Annotated in this window: 11 protein-coding genes; 7 read left to right on the top strand and 4 right to left on the bottom strand. The window is 69.7% G+C overall.

The genetic code is table 11. The annotated features are described in order from the left end of the window. Positions 1–31: 31 nt before the first annotated feature. Together KB201_RS14285 and KB201_RS14280 are read right to left on the bottom strand one after the other, a co-directional pair. The gene (locus KB201_RS14285; RefSeq protein WP_058253203.1) at positions 32–1,549 is read right to left on the bottom strand and encodes an NAD(P)/FAD-dependent oxidoreductase; all 1,518 of its coding nucleotides are present in this window, start codon (positions 1,547–1,549) and stop codon (positions 32–34) included. Between the two features lie 170 nt (positions 1,550–1,719). Beyond that, complete coding sequence (locus tag KB201_RS14280; protein ID WP_058253204.1) at positions 1,720–2,325, bottom strand: GNAT family N-acetyltransferase; 606 nt, start codon at positions 2,323–2,325, stop codon at positions 1,720–1,722. Positions 2,326–2,459: 134 nt separating this feature from the next. On the opposite strand from KB201_RS14280, the gene KB201_RS14275 reads away from it, so the two are divergent. From KB201_RS14275 to recD, 4 genes are read left to right on the top strand one after another with little or no spacing between them, the layout of a single operon-like run. Then, positions 2,460–2,975, top strand: a complete 516-nt coding sequence (locus KB201_RS14275) for a thioesterase family protein (protein WP_065629855.1) — start codon at positions 2,460–2,462, stop codon at positions 2,973–2,975. A gap of 31 nt (positions 2,976–3,006) precedes the next feature. Next, positions 3,007–6,465 carry an exodeoxyribonuclease V subunit gamma gene (gene recC / locus KB201_RS14270; RefSeq protein ID WP_211539516.1) on the top strand — a complete coding sequence of 1,153 codons (3,459 nt, stop codon included), beginning with the start codon at positions 3,007–3,009 and terminating at the stop codon, positions 6,463–6,465. After that, entirely contained in the window at positions 6,462–9,845 is a 3,384-nt protein-coding gene (locus KB201_RS14265; RefSeq protein ID WP_211539515.1) for a UvrD-helicase domain-containing protein, read from the top strand. The genes recC and KB201_RS14265 overlap by 4 nt, the downstream gene beginning before the upstream one ends. Then, positions 9,842–11,704 carry an exodeoxyribonuclease V subunit alpha gene (gene recD / locus KB201_RS14260; protein ID WP_211539514.1) on the top strand — a complete coding sequence of 621 codons (1,863 nt, stop codon included), beginning with the start codon at positions 9,842–9,844 and terminating at the stop codon, positions 11,702–11,704. The genes KB201_RS14265 and recD overlap by 4 nt, the downstream gene beginning before the upstream one ends. Here the strand turns inward: recD and KB201_RS14255 are convergent. Continuing rightward, on the bottom strand, positions 11,701–12,456 hold the full coding sequence (locus KB201_RS14255) for a PIG-L family deacetylase (protein ID WP_058253209.1): 756 nt from the start codon (positions 12,454–12,456) through the stop codon (positions 11,701–11,703). The two genes, recD and KB201_RS14255, sit on opposite strands and share 4 nt — an antisense overlap. 173 nt (positions 12,457–12,629) lie before the next feature. On the opposite strand from KB201_RS14255, the gene htpG reads away from it, so the two are divergent. Beyond that, positions 12,630–14,642, top strand: a complete 2,013-nt coding sequence (gene htpG / locus KB201_RS14250; protein WP_159370920.1) for a molecular chaperone HtpG — start codon at positions 12,630–12,632, stop codon at positions 14,640–14,642. A 31-nt stretch (positions 14,643–14,673) separates the two neighbouring features. Further along, positions 14,674–15,666 (top strand): hypothetical protein, encoded by a 993-nt coding sequence (locus KB201_RS14245; protein WP_159370919.1) that lies wholly within the window; start codon positions 14,674–14,676, stop codon positions 15,664–15,666. Between the two features lie 25 nt (positions 15,667–15,691). On the opposite strand, the gene KB201_RS14240 is transcribed toward KB201_RS14245, so the two are convergent. Continuing rightward, positions 15,692–16,159: a nitroreductase family deazaflavin-dependent oxidoreductase gene (locus KB201_RS14240; protein ID WP_159370918.1), complete on the bottom strand. Its 468-nt coding sequence runs from the start codon at positions 16,157–16,159 to the stop codon at positions 15,692–15,694. 100 nt (positions 16,160–16,259) lie between these two features. Here KB201_RS14240 and KB201_RS14235 point away from each other — a divergent pair, with 100 nt between their 5' ends. After that, positions 16,260–17,255 (top strand): N-acetylglucosamine kinase, encoded by a 996-nt coding sequence (locus tag KB201_RS14235; RefSeq protein ID WP_159370917.1) that lies wholly within the window; start codon positions 16,260–16,262, stop codon positions 17,253–17,255. Positions 17,256–17,561 lie beyond the last annotated feature (306 nt).

The following is a 17,561-nucleotide window of genomic DNA, read 5'->3' as shown; positions in this document are numbered from 1 at the left end:
GACCGCCCAAGGGCCGGCCGCCGCCCGCGGGTCAGCTGGCCTCGGCCTCGGATTCCTTGCCGTCGGCGTCCTTGCCCTCGGTGGGGACCGAGCCCGTCGCCCCGGGAGCGGTCGACGCGGTGTCCACCGTCCCGGCATCGGTCTTCGCCGGTTCCGCATCGGATGTCTCGCCGGCCTTCTCGAGCGCCGACAACTGGCCGATCGCGGTGCGCGCGTAGACCTGCTGCTCGGTCACCGCGAGCTGCGAACGGCCGCGCGTGGTGAACGCGAAGAACCAGTTGATCAGGGTGTTCAGGCGGTTGCGGAACCCGACCAGATACACGAGGTGCAGCGCCAGCCAGCCGAGCCAGGCGAAGTAGCCCTCGGTCTCGAACGTCTTCTTGATGCCGGGGATCGGGACCTGCATCACCGCGGAGTACCGCGAGATGGTCGCCATCGAGCCCTTGTCGTAGTAGCTGAACGGCTTGCGCTGGTCGGGGGTCTGCCCCTTCAGCTCGGCCTTGATGGCGTCCGCGGCATAGCGGCCGCCTTGGATCGCGCCCTGCGCCACACCCGGGACCCCGTCGACGGCCATCATGTCGCCGACGACGAACACCTCGGGATGGCCGGGGATGGTGAGGTCGGGGAGCACCTTCACCCGGCCGGCGCGGTCGAGTTCGACGCCCGACTGCTCGGCGAGCTGCTGGCCGAGCGGGCTGGCCTGTACGCCGGCCGACCACACCTTGCACTGCGACTCGATGCGGCGGGTAGTGCCGTCCTTCTCCTTGACGACCAGGCCGTCGTAGTCGACGTCGACGACCATCGCGTTCAGCTGAATCTCGACACCCATGCGCTCGAGGCGGGCCGCGGCCTTGCCGCCGAGCTTCGGGCCGAACGGTGGCAGGACGGCCGGCGCGGCATCGAGCAGGATCACCCGGGCTTCGGTCGGGTCGATGTTGCGGAACGCGCCCTTGAGGGTCTTGTCGCTCATCTCGGCGATCTGGCCGGCCAATTCGACACCGGTGGGGCCGGCGCCGACGACCACGAAGGTCAGCAGCTTGGCGCGCTCGGCGGGGTCGTGGGACAGCTCGGCCTGCTCGAAGGCGCCCAGGATCCGTCCGCGCAGTTCGAGTGCGTGGTCGATGGTCTTCATGCCGGGCGCGTACTCGGCGAAGTGATCGTTGCCGAAGTACGACTGATCGGCGCCGGCGGCGACGATGAGGTCGTCGTACGGGGTGACCGTGATGCGCTCGAGCAGGCGGGAGGTGACGGTCTTGGCCTCGAGGTCGATGTCGTACACGTCACCCATGAGCACCGCGGTGTTCTTCTGCTTGCGCAGGACCACGCGGGTGGCCGGTGCGATCTCGCCCTCGGCGACGATGCCGGTCGCCACCTGGTAGAGCATCGGTTGGAACAGGTGATGGGTGGTCTTGGCGATCAGCGTGACATCGACATCGGCCTTGGCCAGTCGCTGGGCGGCGAACAATCCGCCGAAGCCCGAACCGATGATGACCACTTTCCGACGGGTCGTGGCTGCTCCAGCGGGGGCCTGGACGGCGGGGCTGCTCATCTCCAGACATCTCCTTCCAGGTCGTTGGGCGACGGTCGTGCGGACTTCGGCGAACCCGAGTGGGGTGCTACCCGAGGGGGCCGTGTAGCGCCGGGGCCGGAGTACGACCGTGCATGTTCTCAACGGTAGTCAATGATGATCCGATGGGCGCGGCCAGAGGGGTGTTGCGCTCACGCGGTGAGACCCCCGGCCGACGACCATCGTTGCGATCGCTCCTGCCAGTCGGCCCGGAGGAGCTCGTATTCGACCTCAGACCGGTCGCGGTCCGGGTGGATGGTCAGCAGCTCGGCCGAGTCCGCGGCGTCGTCGCAGAGGTGGATGGCGCAGAGCGTCATCCCGAGCTTCTCCATCACGCGGCGCGACGACGCGTTGCGGGCGACCGTGCTCGCGAACACCCGCTCGGTGCCGAGGTGGTCGAACGCGAACGCGACGAGGGCGAACGCCGCCTCGGTCGCGAGGCCGCGGCCCCACACCGTGCGCCGGAGGCGATAGCTCAGTTCGAGTTCGGCACGGTTGCTGTGCCGTGGTGTGCGCAGCGAGATCCAGCCGAGGAAGGCGGCGGTGGCGGGGTCGCACAGGATCCAGGTGCCGGTGCCGTGTCTGCGGTGTTCGGTCTCGGCGCGGGGGACCACCCAGTCCTCGATCACGGCGCGCGGTGTCGCGGCACCGCCGCTCACGTACCGCATGACCTCGGGATCGCTGTCGAGGTGGACGAGCTCGTCGACATCGACGGCGGACACCGGGCGCAGCCGAGCCCGTGCCGTGTCGATGTTCACCCGAGCCCCTCACCGCGCGCCGGGGGTGCGCGCACCGATACGCCTGACGTCCTGCCCCGGCGAGTGAGTCTACGGTCTGGTCGGCGGTGACTCCTGCAGTTCGTCGTACGCGTGTCCCGCACTAAGATCGCGCCGTGGCCCCCCACCGAGATGCCCCCGACCCAGATGCCCTCGATCCCGAGGCAACCGCAGCCGGTTCCGCCGGACCGGACTACGTCCTCGACATCCCGGTCGCGCTGCGCTGGGGCGACATGGACATCAACAACCACATCAACAACGTGCAGATCTCCCGGATCTTCGAGGAGAGCCGGGTGCGTTCGTTCTATGAATGGATGCCCGACCGGCCGCGGAAGTTCTCGTTCCTCGTCGCGCGTCAGGACATCGAGTTCTCCGCTCCCGTGCACTACTCGCTCGACCCGGTGCACGTGCGCACCTGCATCGGACGCGTGGGCCGGTCGTCGTTCGTCATGGCCCTGCGCCTGTTCGACCAGTCCGGGACGCTGTGCGCCACGGCCGAGACCACGATGGTCGTCGTCGACCCGGACACCGGCCGACCCACCCCGATTCCCGACGACGCCCGGCCGCTGCTGACCGCGCGCCTCGGCGAGCCGGTGCGTTTCCACACGCCCCGGTCGAACGCCGCGGGCTGACCGGGCCGGGCCCCGGAGTCACAGCCGTCCCATGCTCATCCTGCACCGCGCCGAACGCACCGACACGCTGGCCGATGCGCTGGCCGAGGTCCTCGCGCACCCGCTGGGCGACCCGATGCGCCCGGAGATCGTGTCGGTTCCCGCCGCGGGAGTCGAGCGGTGGCTCGCCCAGCATCTGGCCCGACGCCTGGGGGCAGGGGCTGGCGACGACGGGATCGCGGCCAACATCGATTTCACCGGACCGCCCCGCCTGGCTGACGCCATCGTCGCGGCGGTGCTCGGTGACACGCGTCTGAACACCTCGGGCTCGCTGACGGCGTCGGACGATCCGTGGCGCGCGGCCGAACTGACGTGGCCGGTGCTGCGTGTCCTCGACGACCGCGTCGACGACCCCGCGCTCGACGTGATCGCGCGGCACATCGGCGCGGGCGACACCTCCTCGCCCCGGATCGGGCGCCGCTACGCCACCGCACGCCATCTGGCCGAGTTGTTCGACCGGTACGGGCGGTCGCGTCCGTCGCTGATCGCCGACTGGGCCGCCGGCCACGATCTCGACGGTGCCGGCCGCCCCCTGCGGGACGACCTGGCGTGGCAGCCCGGGTTCTGGCGTGCGGTCCGCGCCGAGATCGGCCGGCCGCATCCCGCGGAGGATCTCGCCGCGGTCTGCGATCGGCTGCGCACCGACCCCGCGGCGGGGGGATTGCCGGAACGACTGTCGGTCTTCGGGCCGACGCGGATCACCGAGTCGTTCCGTCAGATCGCCGCGGCCGCAGCCGTCCACCACGATGTCCACCTGTTCGTGCCCCACCCGAGTCCGCGGCTGTGGGCGGACCTCGGTGCCCTCGTCGACCCCGACTCCGGCAACGGGGTCCCACCTCGACGCGGGGAGTGCGAGCTCCCCGAACTGCGAAACCCCCTGCTCGCCGGTCTCTCCCGTGATCTGCAGGAACTCCAGTTGCGGCTCGCTCCGATCGTCGATCGGGACCTGCACCATGTGCCGCGGGAGTCGGTGCTGGGCGACACCGCGCTGCACGTCGTCCAGTCGGGGATCCGCGACGACCTGGCTCCCGCGCCCGGCCTCACCGACACGTCGGACCAGACCGACACGTCGGACCCGACCGTCTCCGCGGACCCGTCCGTAGAGGTGCACGCGTGTCACGGGCCCGAGCGGCAGATCGAGGTCCTGCGGGATCGGTTGCTGCATCTGTTCGCCGCCGATCCCGAGCTGCAGCCGCGCGATGTCCTCATCATGTGCCCGGACGTCGAGACCTACGCACCCCTGATCCGTGGCGCATTCGGACAAGCGGGACTGCCGCATCCGGCGTTCGATCTGCGAGTTCGGCTCGCCGACCGTGGAATTCGCCATGTGAACCCGATCCTCGACGTGATCGTCGGAGTCGTGGAGCTGGCCGCGGGCCGGGTGACCGCCGGTGACGTCGTCGACCTCCTCGGCGCCCCGCCGGTACGAACCCGGTTCGCGATGACCGACGACGACCTGGATCTGATCCGGGAATGGCTGGCGCACAGCAACGTCCGGTGGGGGATAGGCGTCGCCGAACGCGCCCGCTACGGTCTCGAACGGTTCCGCCAGGGCACCTTCGACGCCGGCCTGGACCGCATCGCCCTCGGCGTCGTCGCCGAGGAGGCCGACGACGAATGGCTCGGTACTGCACTGCCGCTCGCCGGAGTGGAGAGCACCGGCATCGATCTCGTCGGTAGGTTCGACGAGTTCCTCGACCGACTCGGTCGGGTGCTGGCCGAACTGCGGGAAGCCGCTCCCGCGCACCGATGGGCGGAGACGCTCATCGACGCCGTCTCGTCGCTGACGGCGACCGAGCCCGCCGAGGATTGGCAACGCGCACAGGCAATCCGGATGCTCAGCGAGGCCTTCGGGGACACCCGACCGGTCGAGCCGGAGGAGGTGCTGCGTCTGGCGGACGTGCGGGACCTCCTATCGGCGCTGGTCGCCGGCCGGCCGACGCGCTCGAACTTCCGCACCGGAGAACTGACGGTGTGCACGATGGTGCCGATGCGCTCGGTGCCGCACCGGGTGATCGTGCTGCTCGGGATCGACGCCGAGGTGTTCCCGCGTGTCCAGCGGATCGACGGGGATGACGTACTCGGCGTCGATCCGCTGGTGGGCGAACGCAATCCGCGGGACGAGGACCGGCAGTGTTTCCTCGACGCGATCTGCGCCGCGCAAGATGCCCTCCTCGTCTTCTACAGTGGCGCCGACCCCGTCTCCGGCCGGCGGATCCCGCCCGCTGTGGTCGTGAGCGAACTGGTCGACACGCTCACCGGTCTGACCGGCGTGAGTCCCGTTCGCCGGCATTCGCTGCACGGGTTCGACGCGCGGAACTTCACCCCCGGTGGCGTGCCGGGAATCGCGGGGCCGTTCAGCCACGACGCGTCGATGCTTCGCGGAGCCGAGGCCTTACGCGAGCCGACGCGGCGCGTGGTGGTCGCCGCTGCCGAGGTGCTGCCCGCGCCGGAACGGACCCCCGACACCGAGGACATCGACCTCGCGACCCTCATCGACTTCCACGTGGACCCGATCGTGGCGTTCGTCCGCCAGCGCCTCGGTGCCCGCATCCCCGACGACGACCGGCCACACGACGACCAACTCGATGTCGAACTGGAACCACTGGACAAGTGGGGGATCGGCGACCGATTCCTCTCCCGGATGCTGACCGGGGTGTCCATCGGGGAGTGCGAGGCGGCCGAGCTCCGGCGCGGGACACTGCCGCCGTTCGCCTTCGGCACCCGTGAGCTCCGCGCGATCTCGCGGACGGTCACGCGGCTATACGGCGTCGTCGAGCCGTTGCGCACAGGGACTCCCACGACCCTCGACGTCCTGGTCCGACTACCCGACGGCCGCCGGGTGCACGGAACGGTCGGTGACGTGTTCGGCGACACCGTGCCGGCCGCGTTGGTGCGGCCGACGTACTCCAAGCTCAAGGCCAAACAGCAACTCAGCGGCTGGATCACGCTTCTCGCGGTGGCCGCCGCCGCGACCCAGGGCAATGCCGCGGCGCGGTCGGTGGACTCGGCGGTCCTGATCGGGCGGGCCCCGCGAGGCGGCGGGACCAGCACCATCACACTCCGGCGCCCCGCGGATCCGGTTCCGTTGCTTCACGACCTCGTCCGGCTACGTGACGAGGGTCTTCGTCGTCCGCTGCCGCTGCCGCTGGAACCCGCGTACACGTTCGTCGAGAACGACGGGCCCGGCCGGCGCAGCACGTTCTCGCTCGCCAACGCCCGCCGGAACTTCGACGACAGATTCGGTGCCGCGCACGACCCATATGTGAAGCTCGCATTCGGCGGGGACGTGCTGGCCGAGGTCGATTTCGACGACCTCCTCGACAGCGCGACGCCCGACCATCGCACCGTCGGCGGTGTCGAACTGCCCATGGGTGACGACGAACCGTTGTTCGCCGGGCTGGCGCGAACCGTGTGGGTGCCACTCGATGAGCACCGGGAGGGCACGTGAGACGGCCGGCCACCTTCGACGTCACCGCCGACCTGCCGGATCACACCACGGTCCTGGAGGCGAGCGCCGGAACCGGGAAGACCTACGCCATCGTCGGACTCGCCGCCCGGCACATCGCCGAGGGAGTCCCGATCTCGGAGATGCTGCTGGTGACCTTCAGCCGGGCCGCGACCGCCGAGCTGCGTGAACGCATGCGAGACCGCGTGCGCGAGTTGCTGGACGGACTCGACCGTCCCGGTGCCGCCCCCGGCCACGACGCGCTGCTGCAGATGCTGGCGCAGGGATCACCGGACGAGGTCGCCACCCGTCGTCGCAATCTCGCCCGCGCTCTGAGCGACTTCGACGCGTCGACGATCGCGACCACCCACACGTTCTGCAACCGCATGCTGGAGGCGCTGGGCTTCCTGGGTGAGCGTGAACTGGTCTACTCGATCGTCGAAGAGGTCGACGAACTCACCGAAGAGGTGGCGCTGGACCTCTACCTGCGCGGTTTCTGGGCAAGCGACACACCGGAATTCGACTTCACCGAGGCGCAGTCGATCGCCCGCGACGCGGTACGCCAGGCGTCGGTCGCACTGGCGCCGGACACCTCCGAGTCGACCGACGGGCCGGGTGGCGATGCGGTGGCCGCCCGTCGGGTGAGTTTCGCGTCCGCGGTCCGCCGCATCGTCGAGGCGCGCAAACGTGATGCGCGCGTACGGACCTACGACGACCTGCAGGCCATCCTGCAACGCATCGTGACCGACCCGGTGGTCGGCGAGCGCGCGTGCGAACGTATCCGCAACACCTTCACCGTGGTCCTGGTCGACGAGTTCCAGGACACGGACCCGTTGCAGTGGGACATCCTGCGCCGGTGTTTCCACGGCCATCGCCGACTCATCCTCGTCGGCGACCCCAAACAGTCGATCTACGGGTTCCGCGGTGCCGAGGTCCTGAGCTACCTCGCCGCGGTGTCCTCGGCCGACACCTTGCAGGCGCTCGACGTGAACCGGCGATCCGACGGCGCCCTCGTCGACGCCCTCGGACATCTGTACGGCGAGGCGGCGCTGGGGCATCCGGGCATCGTGGTGCATCCGGTCTCGGCGGCACACCCGGGCAGCCGACTCGACGGTCGTCCGCCGCTGCGCATCCGCGCCTTCCTGCGCAACGATTTCACGTCCCGCAACGCCTACAACCTGCCCGCGGTGAAGGACGTCCGCGACCGGATCGCGGTCGATGTCGCCGACGACATCGCGCAGACCCTCGCCCAGGGCGCTCGACTCGAGGCCGGCGGAACCTCCCGCCCGGTGGATCCGGGCGACATCGCGATCCTGGTGCGGCTCAACAGCACCATCGAACCGCTCCAGCGGGAGCTCGCCGAGCGCGGCATCAACTCGGTCATCGGGTCGGGGGTCAACGTGTTCTCCACGACCGCGGCCCAGCACTGGCTGTGGGTGATGCGTGCCGTCGAACAACCCTCCCGCGCGGACCGCGTGCGGTTGGCGGCGCTCACGACCCTGCTCGGCTGGTCGATCGAAAAGGTGGCCACCGCAGGCGAACCAGAGGTCGCCGAGCTCGGGGCCGAACTGGCCTCGCTGGGACGGGTGTTCGTGCAGGGCGGGTTCGCGGCGATGGCGCAGCGCCTGCTCGACTCGCACGGTGTCGCCGCGCGCGTCCTGGCCACCGAGAACGGTGAACGCATCCTCACCGATCTCCTGCAGGTGTCCGCGCTCTGCAACAAGCACGTGGTCGAGACCTCGGCAGGAGTCAGCGGCCTCGTCGAGTGGCTGGCCGAGCGGATCGCCGACACGTCCGCGCGCCAGCGATACGAAGACCAGAGTCGACGCCTCGACCGCGACACCCAGGCCGTCCAGATCATGACCGTGCATGCCAGCAAGGGCCTGCAGTTCCCGATCGTCTACGTGCCCTACGGCTGGGACGGGACGTGGATCGGCGACCGCGGCAACATCACCTACCACGACGAGTCGGGTACCCGGCGCCTCGACGTCGGTGGCGGACAGGCGCCCGGCCGCGCGGCGCGGCGCAAGCGGTACGCCGAGGAGACGGCCGGTGAAGACCTCCGGTTGCTCTACGTCGCGCTGACACGGGCGCAATCGCAGGTCGTGGCGTGGTGGGCGCCGTCGATGAACACCACGAGCGGGCCGCTGCACCGGCTGATCTTCGGGCGCGACACCGCGACCCGAATCCCTTCCGAGACCGGCGAATCGGTGTGGTCGGTCGCCCCCGACGTCCCCATACCCGACGACGACGCCACGTGCGTCGGCGTCCTGCGCACCCTGACCGGGCGCGATGCCGCGATCTCGGTCGAGCCCGCCGGCCGGATCGAGGCCGGTGCGGTGGCGGCCCCGCCGCACGCCGATGTCGAGACGGCGACCCTCGGGGTCGCGCGGTTCCGGCGCGCCATCGATCAGGAATGGCGTCGTACGTCGTACTCGGCCATCGTCGCCGACGTCGCGCACGGCGCACCCGGGGGCTCCGCCGGTTCTGCCGTCACCACCGGCAGCGAACCGGCCGACGACATCCTGGGTGACGAGCCGGCCGCCGACCCGGTCGAGCACGACGAGCCGCCCGCAGAGGGGCACCGAGCGGGGTCGCCGTCGCTGATGAACGGGCTGCCCTACGGTGCGGCGTTCGGCACCCTGGTGCACGAGGTCCTCGAATACGTCGACACCTCGGCGCCCGACATCGAGACCCATGTGCGCGAATTGTGTTCGCGCGCACTCGGGGTCCTGCCGGCCGACATCGACGCCGACGTACTGGTCGCCGCGCTCGTCGGCGTCCTCACCACGCCACTCGGTTTCGGCGATCTCTGGGGCGTCGAGCCGGGAGATCGCCTCGCCGAGCTCGACTTCGAGCTCCCGCTGGGGCCGCCGGATCGCGCCCCCGGCGCCCGTGGGGCGACGCCGGGGGTGTTGGCCGAACTGCTGGACCGGTATCTGCCCGACGACGATCCGTTGCGTGACTACGTCGATCACCTCCGCGAGCTCCCCGATCGTGAACTGCGCGGCTTCCTGACGGGCAGCATCGACTCGGTGCTGCGCACCCCGGACGGCCGCTACGTGGTCGTCGACTACAAGACCAACCGCATCCGGGCGGGGGACCTGGTCGTCGAGGACTTCGACACCGCGGCCATGGCAGGCGAGATGATCGCCGCCCACTATCCGCTGCAGGCGATGCTGTATTCGGTTGCGCTGCACAGGTATCTGCGCTGGCGCGTCGTCGGCTACGATCCGGTCCGGCATCTCGGCCCGGTGCAGTACCACTTCGTGCGCGGCATGGCCGGGCCGGGCACGCCGCCCGGTTGCGGCGTGTTCGAGTGGGATCTGCCCGCAGACCTGATCCTCGCATTGTCCGATGCACTGGCGGGTGCGTCCCGATGACCGTGTCCGACGTCCAGGTGGTGGAGTGGGCCACCGGTGTGCTCGCCGAGTGGAACGCGGCCGGAGTCCTCGCCGCCGCGGACGTGCACATCACCGACCGTCTCGTGACGATGTGCGCCGAGCCGGTGTCCGAGATCGCGCGTCTCGGCGCCGCGCTGGCGGTCCGTGCGGTGCGGCTCGGTTCGACGTGCCTCGCGCTGGACCGTTTGGGCGAGCTGGCCGGCGACGACACCGCCGACCTCACCATCCCGTCGTCCGATGCGGTGCTCGACGCACTGCTCGAGAGCCCGCTCGTCGCCGGCAGCGAGGCGGGTCCGTTGCGTCCGTTGGTGGTGCGACGGTCCATCGATGGGCCGCTGGTGTACCTCCAGAAGTACTTTCGGCAGGAACAGACGATCCGCGAGACGCTTGCCCGCCGCGCACAGACGACACCCGTGGTCGAAGCCGATGCGCTGCGCGCTGCGATAGCCGCCGTCTACACCTCGCCCGAGGACGGGCACCTGCAGAAGCTGGCGGCAGTGGTCGCCGCGACCCGCTGGACCACCGTCCTGGCGGGCGGTCCCGGCACCGGCAAGACCTACACGGTCGCACGCATTCTCGCGGTACTGGACGCCCTGCAGGGACCCGGCCTCCGTATCGGACTGTGCGCGCCGACGGGCCGGGCGGCGGCTCAGCTGCAGGCCTCGGTGGAAGCGGAGTCGACGGTTCCCGTCACGGCGCACGCCGTCACGCTCCACTCGTTGCTCGGCTGGCGCCCGGGTGCCAACCCGAGGTACGGCCGCGGGCGGACACTGCCGCACGACGTCATCGTCGTCGACGAGACCTCGATGCTGTCGATGACCGCGATGAGCCGTCTGCTCGACGCAGTCCGTCCGGATGCACGGGTGATCTTCGTCGGTGACCCGCACCAGCTCGCGTCAGTCGAGGCCGGAGCGGTGCTCGCGGATCTCGTCGAACGGGCGGATGTCGCTGGAGTGCAGGGAGATTTGGGAACCATGACGGCGGTATCACAGGCCGCGCTCGAGGCGGTGGGCGGGGATGCCGATCATGAACTGGAACCCGAGGACACCGATCATCTCGCCGGTGGCGTCATCACCCTGCGGCGCCAATTCCGTTTCGGCGGCGGCATCTCGCGGGTCGCGGCGGCCGTGAACGCCGGTGACGCAGACGAAGTCCTGAGACTGGTCGCCGCGGACGACGTCCCGAACGTCGAACTCGTCGCGCCCGACGACCTCGATGCCGTCCGTGCCGATCTCGTCGAATGGGGCCGGGCGCTGCGGGCAGCGGCCCGTCGTGCCGATGCCGACGGGGCGCTCGACGCGCTCGACGCCCACCGGGTGCTGTGCGCGCACCGGGAGGGCTCATGGGGTGTCCGTGGCTGGTCGGCCAGGATCACCGAGTGGCTGGGCACCGCCGGCGCCGAGCTAGCCGGATGGTATGCGGGACAGCCCATCCTGGTCACCGCCAACGACCGCCAGACGGCGACGTTCAACGGCGACACGGGCGTGGTGATCGCCGATCCCGAGGGCCGGACGCAGGGGGCCGACGCAGTCCGGGTCGCCTTCCGTCGCGGCGGATCGGTGCGACTCCTGCACCCGACGCAGCTCGCCGACGTCGTGTCGGTCCACGCGATGACCATCCACCGCAGCCAGGGCAGCCAGTTCCGGCAGGTCACGGTGATCCTCCCGCCCACGGGCTCAGAATTGCTCACCCGGGAGTTGCTGTACACCGCCATCACCCGCGCCCGCGACCACGTGCGGATCGTCGGGACACCCGAGGTGCTGGCCGCGGCGGTCGACCGCCGCGTGCAGCGGGCCAGCGGTCTGCGATCGGCGGTGACGCCGTTCGACCGCTCCTAGATCAGGTCGCAACCACCGGGGACGAGGTCGCGGCGCTGATAGCACTCGACGCCGAGCAGCTTCTCCTGGATGTCGTCGGGCAGCGACATGAAGCCGGAGATGGCCCGGCTGCGATCGATCTCGGAACGGTGGGCGGTGACGGCGGCCCTCTTGCGGGCCGCGAGATCCGACACGTCGACGACCACGTCGATCTCGGACTCCGGGGTGCCGGGTAGCTGCTCCCGGGGGATGTCCGCGAACAGGCTCTCCGCGAGGATGTCCATCATCCACTCCGGGATGGTGGCGAAGTACAGCGAACGCACGCGCCAGGCCGGCCCGGCGCGGTGGTAGAGCTTCGTCGACGCCGCCGCGTCGGCCGCGGCGCACGCGAGCCGGTGCGCGTGGACGTGGTCGGGGTGACCGTAGATACCCAGCGGGTCGTAGGTGATGACGATGTCGGGTTGCAGTGCCCGGATGTGGTGGGTGAGCGCACGGACCTGTTCGTCGAACGACGCCTCGCACAGCCGCTGCGCATCGGGTGCGGATTCTGGTCGCCGGTCGTCGGCATAGCCGAGCATGATCGGTGGTCGCGGCATGCCGAGGATGTCGACCGCGTCGGCGAGTTCGCGGTGCCGGACGGTGCCGTCGGTCCAGGTACACATCACGAGGTCGACCTCGCCGCCGGCGTCGGTGTGACGCGCGATGAGTCCACCGGTCCACAGTGATTCGTCGTCGGGGTGCGCGTGCACCAACAGCAGTCGGGGTGTGCCCATCCACCTGGCTTCCTGATCGTTCCCGCACGGCACGGATGTCGTGCGGGGTAGTCGGTCCCCGACCCAGGGTAGCCACACCACCGCTCGGTAAAGTCGGTGTCCGTCACACGTGTCGCACCGGCGCGGAGATGTTCGTCCGTCCGGTGCACGAGAACAGAACATGGAGGTCTGCGATGAGCGCTCAGCCCGAAGTCCACGAGTTCCAGGCCGAGACCCGGCAGCTGCTGGATCTCATGGTCCACTCGATCTACTCCAACAAGGACAGCTTCCTGCGCGAGCTGATCTCCAACGCGTCCGACGCACTGGACAAGCTGCGGCTGGAGTCCCTGCTCGACAAAGACCTCGACGTCGACACCTCCGACCTCCACATCACGCTCGACCCCGATGCCGAGGCCCGGACCCTCGTCGTGGCCGACAACGGCATCGGCATGACCCGCGACGAGGTCGTCGGCCTGATCGGCACGCTGGCCCGTTCGGGCACGGCCGAGTTGCGCCGGTCGCTCGCGGAGGCTCGCGCGAACGGGGTGTCCGACGCGGCGGCCGAGGAACTGATCGGTCAGTTCGGCATCGGCTTCTACTCGACGTTCATGGTCGCCGACAAGGTCACGCTGGTGACCCGTAAGGCGGGGGAGAGCACCGGCACCCGCTGGGAGTCGACCGGCGACGGAACCTACACGATCGACGACGTCCCCGACGCCCCGCAGGGCACCTCGGTCACGTTGGCGCTCAAGCCCGTCGACACCGAGGATCACCTCTACGACTATTCGGATCCGACCAAGCTCCGCCAGCTCGTGAAGCGGTACTCGGACTTCATCGCGTGGCCGATCCGGATGGACGTCGAGAAGACCGTTCCGGTGGAGACCCCCGACACCGAGGCCTCCGACGCCGACAACGCGGACGAGAAGAAAGCGCCGGAGACGAAGACGGTCGTCGAGGCCGAGACGATCAACTCGATGAAGGCGCTCTGGGCCAAGTCGCGCTCGGAGGTGACCGACGAGGAGTACCAGGAGTTCTACCGGCACGTCTCCCACGCCTGGGATGCGCCGCTGGAGACCATCACGCTGCAGGCCGAGGGCACCTTCGAGTACCAGGCGCTGCTGTTCATCCCGACGCAGCCACCGTTCGACCTGTTCATGCGCGACAGCAAGGTCGGCATCCACCTCTACGTCAAGCGCGTCTTCATCATGGACGACTGCGCCGAACTGATGCCGGAGTACCTGCGCTTCGTCAAGGGTGTCGTCGACGCGGCCGACCTGTCGCTGAACGTGTCCCGCGAGATCCTGCAACAGGACCGCCAGATCCGCGCGATCCGTCGCCGGCTCACCAAGAAGGTGATCTCGACGGTCACCGAGATGCGCGCCGGCCGGCCCGACGACTACCGCACGTTCTGGGATGCCTTCGGCCGGGTGTTCAAGGAAGGTCTGGTCAACGATCCGGACAACCGCGAGGCGCTCCTCAAGGCCTCGTCGTTCGCGACCACCCACTCCGAGGACGAACTGACCACACTCGCCGACTACATCGGCCGGATGAAGAGCGGTCAGGACACGATCTACTACATGACCGGCGAATCGCGTCAGCAGATCGTGAACTCGCCGCACATGGAAGCGTTCCGCGCCAAGGGAATCGAGGTTCTCGTCCTGTCCGATCCCGTCGACGAGATGTGGGTCTCGGCGGGTGCGGAGTTCGACGGCAAGTCGTTCCAGTCGATCGCCAAGGGCGCCGTCGACCTCGACGGTGACGACGAGGACGCCGACGATTCCGCCAAGGAGGAGCAGAACAAGACCTACGCCGACCTGCTGGGGTGGCTCACGAGCACCCTCTCCGACGACGTCAGTGAGACGCGACTCTCGTCGCGCCTCACCGAGTCGCCGGCGTGCCTGGTCGGTGACACGTTCTCGATGTCTCCGCAGCTGGAGAAGCTCTACCGGGCGTCCGGTCAGGAATTCCCCAAGTCCAAGCGGGCACTGGAGCTCAACCCTGATCACCCGCTCGTCGCCGCGCTGAACAAGGCCTACGGAGCCGGGGATCACGAACAACTGGTGCCGACGGCGAAGCTGCTGTACGGCATGGCCGTGATCGCCGAGGGCGGTGAGCTCGACGACCCGGCCGAGTTCGCGAAGCTGTTGGCCGGTCGGCTGACCGAATCGTTCGCGGCGAGCGGACCGTCGGCCGGTTCGGAGTCCTGATCGGTCTGTCCAGACCACGGGTACGCCGCACGTGAGCCGCCGAAGACGGATCGTCGTCTTCGGCGGCGTCGCGGCCGTCTTGGCAGTGGTGCTGGTCGCCGCGCTCGTCGTCGGGCTGGCCCGCGAGGACGAGCGGGCAGCCACCCCGTCCGAGGCGGTGCAGACCTATCTCGACGCGCTCGCCGATGCCGACGCCGACGCGGCTCTGGGTGTCATCGATCCGCGCCCCGACACCCGGTTCCTGTCCGACAACGTCCTGCGGGCTCAACGCGCCGCGGCGCCGCTGGGCGACATCGAGGTCCGGTCTGCTGCCGACGGTGCGCCGGAGGAGAACGTCCGGGCGAGATACCGGATGGGTGCCCGGGTCATCGACACCGAGATCCGGACCGTACGGGTCGCCGACGGCTGGGCCGTCGTCGACGGCGCGATCGCGGTCCGGATCGAGTCGCTACGGGTTGTGCAACCGACGTTCTTCGGCGGCGAGGTCGAGGAAGGGGACACGGTGCACGTGTTCCCCGGACCGCAGCGCTGGGGCTCCCGCGACACCGACTTCGTCGCGCGCGTCGCAGACGACGATCCTCCGACCACGCCGAGAGGACCCATGTCCGTCCGCGTCGTCGGCGAACTGAGCGCCACCGGCGCCGGAGCCGTCAGCGCTTCGGTGTCGGCGCACCTGACCGCGTGTGCGGCGTCGACCCAGGCCGATGCGGGGCGGCAGGTCGCGGGCTGTACCCAACGGTTGTACCGCTCCGCTGTGGACGGCAGTGTGCGGTGGACGGCTCCGAAAGACCTGTCCGGGCTGCGCTATCTGATACGTGTTCCGGTTTCGGATGCGAGTGGGGACAGCAGCCGGGACGGGTCGGGTCTGGGTGTCGTCGACGTCGTCGGCCCGGTGCGCTGGCGGGTGTCCTACACCCCCGAGTACGACGCGGACGGCCCCCGGGTGGAGACCGTCGACGAGCAGTACCTCGTGGGCCATGTCGACCTCACCGAGAGCAGTCCCGAGTTCGTCACCGACGGCTGACCCACCGAGTTCCGACCAGGTCGGGTCAGCGCGGTCGCAGCCGGAACACCGGGATGCGGCGGTCGGTGCGCTTCTCGTACAGATCGAAGTTCGGCCACACCGCCCGCAGCGTCTGCCAGGCCGCGTCCCGCTCGGCGTCGACCAGTTCGGTGGGCACCGCCTCCGACACCTCACCGTGGACGATGATCTCGATCTCGTCGGCAGCGCGGAGGTTGAAGACCCATGCCGGCATCTTGGGACCGCCGAAGTAGGAGCCGGCGATCAACCAGTCCGACCCGTCCGGGACGGCCAGGAGTTGCGTCGTACGGATCGCACCGCTCTTGCGGCCCGGGACCCGGATCGTGATGTTCGGCAGATCACCGATGTCGAGCAGGCTCAGCCGCTGTCCTGACACAGATTGAAGAACGCTGTCGCACTTGACGATCTGCGGGAGGAAGCGAGGCATCCAGGAGATCGACCCGATCTTCACCGCGAGTCCGCGCCGCACCTTCATGCGCCCAGTGTGTCACGGGGATTCGGCGAATCGACGTCGACTCCCCGGACCCGTGTCGAGTCTCCGCCGACGCCGTGACGGTTCGATGCCCTCCGGGCGGATGGGCACCGAGGTAGCGTTGCGGTCCGTGACGACCGGTGACAGCGTGACGCACATCTTGATCGACGGCGGCCAGACCGGCACCCGCGTGCGGATCGAGACGCCCGACGGTGGTTCTGACCACGACGCGCCCCCGATCCGGACCGACCGACCGGTCGTGGAGCAGATCGCCGCAACTGTGCGGGACATCCTACGAATGGCGGAGGTGAGGTCGGGTCCCGACGGGTCGCCCGGCCCGGCGGTGGTCGCGGCCGGCGTGTCGGGACTGACCCCCGGCGCCTCCCGCCCAATCGATCTCCTCGCCGCGCTTGGCGACGCAGGCGTCGACTCCGTTGCCCTCGCCCATGATTCGGTGACCGCGTATCTGGCCGCGAATCGTCACGAGTTCGGCGCGGTCACCGCGGTCGGGACAGGCGTGGTCACCCTCGGGGTCGGCCGGGGCGGTGTCTGCCGGGTGGACGGCTGGGGATACCTCTTCGGCGACGCCGGCAGTGCCTACTGGATCGGGCGGTCGGGCATCACCGCGGCACTGCGCGCCTTCGACGGCCGGGGGCCCGAGACGGCACTCCGCATGACCACCGAGGAGGAGTTCGGTCCGCTGGCCGAGCTGTACATGTCGGTGCAGGCCGACCCCGACCGCGTCGCACGCATCGCCGCGTTCGCCCGTGCGGTCGACGCCGCGTCGGAGGCCGGGGATGCGGTGGCACGACAGGTCATCGACGACGCCGCCGACGAACTGGCGACGTCGGCGATGACCGCGCTCGAACGCAGCGGCCGCGAGGCCGGCGAGCCAGCACGCGTGAGCTGGGTCGGCGGTGTGATGTCGGCCAGTGATCGACTCCGAAACCGGTTCGTCGACAACGTCTCTCGCCGAGCCGCAGGAGTGTCCGTGGAACCGCCGCACGGCCCGCCCTTCGACGGCGTCCGACTCCTCACCGATCTCGACGCCGCACACCCGCTGTCCGAGCACGTCTACCGTGCGACCTCTGCTCCCTGAGCCGTCAGAACCGCGCAGCCCCCGCTCCCTGATGCGAAAGAAGCGCATAACCCCGGCTACCTGAGGAGCGCTCGGAAGCTTGCGGAGGGCGCGTCCACCCCCCCGCTCCCTGAGGAGCGCCCGGAGCTTGCGGAGGGCGCGTCCACCCCACCGCTCCCTGAGGAGCGCCCGGAGCTTGCGGAGGGCGCGTCACGAAGGGTCCTGGCGACCGAGGCTGGGACCCTTCGTGACGCTCGCAAGCTCGCTCCTCAGGGAGCCGGGGGTGACGCTCGCAAGCTCGCTCCTCAGGGAGCAGGGGCGGGCTCG

Source organism: Gordonia sp. SCSIO 19800 (assembly GCF_018132775.1).
GTDB classification, from domain to species: Bacteria; Actinomycetota; Actinomycetes; order Mycobacteriales; family Mycobacteriaceae; genus Gordonia; species Gordonia hongkongensis.
Note: the sequence above shows the minus strand (reverse complement) of the source record. Positions and strands in the feature narration are given on the sequence as shown.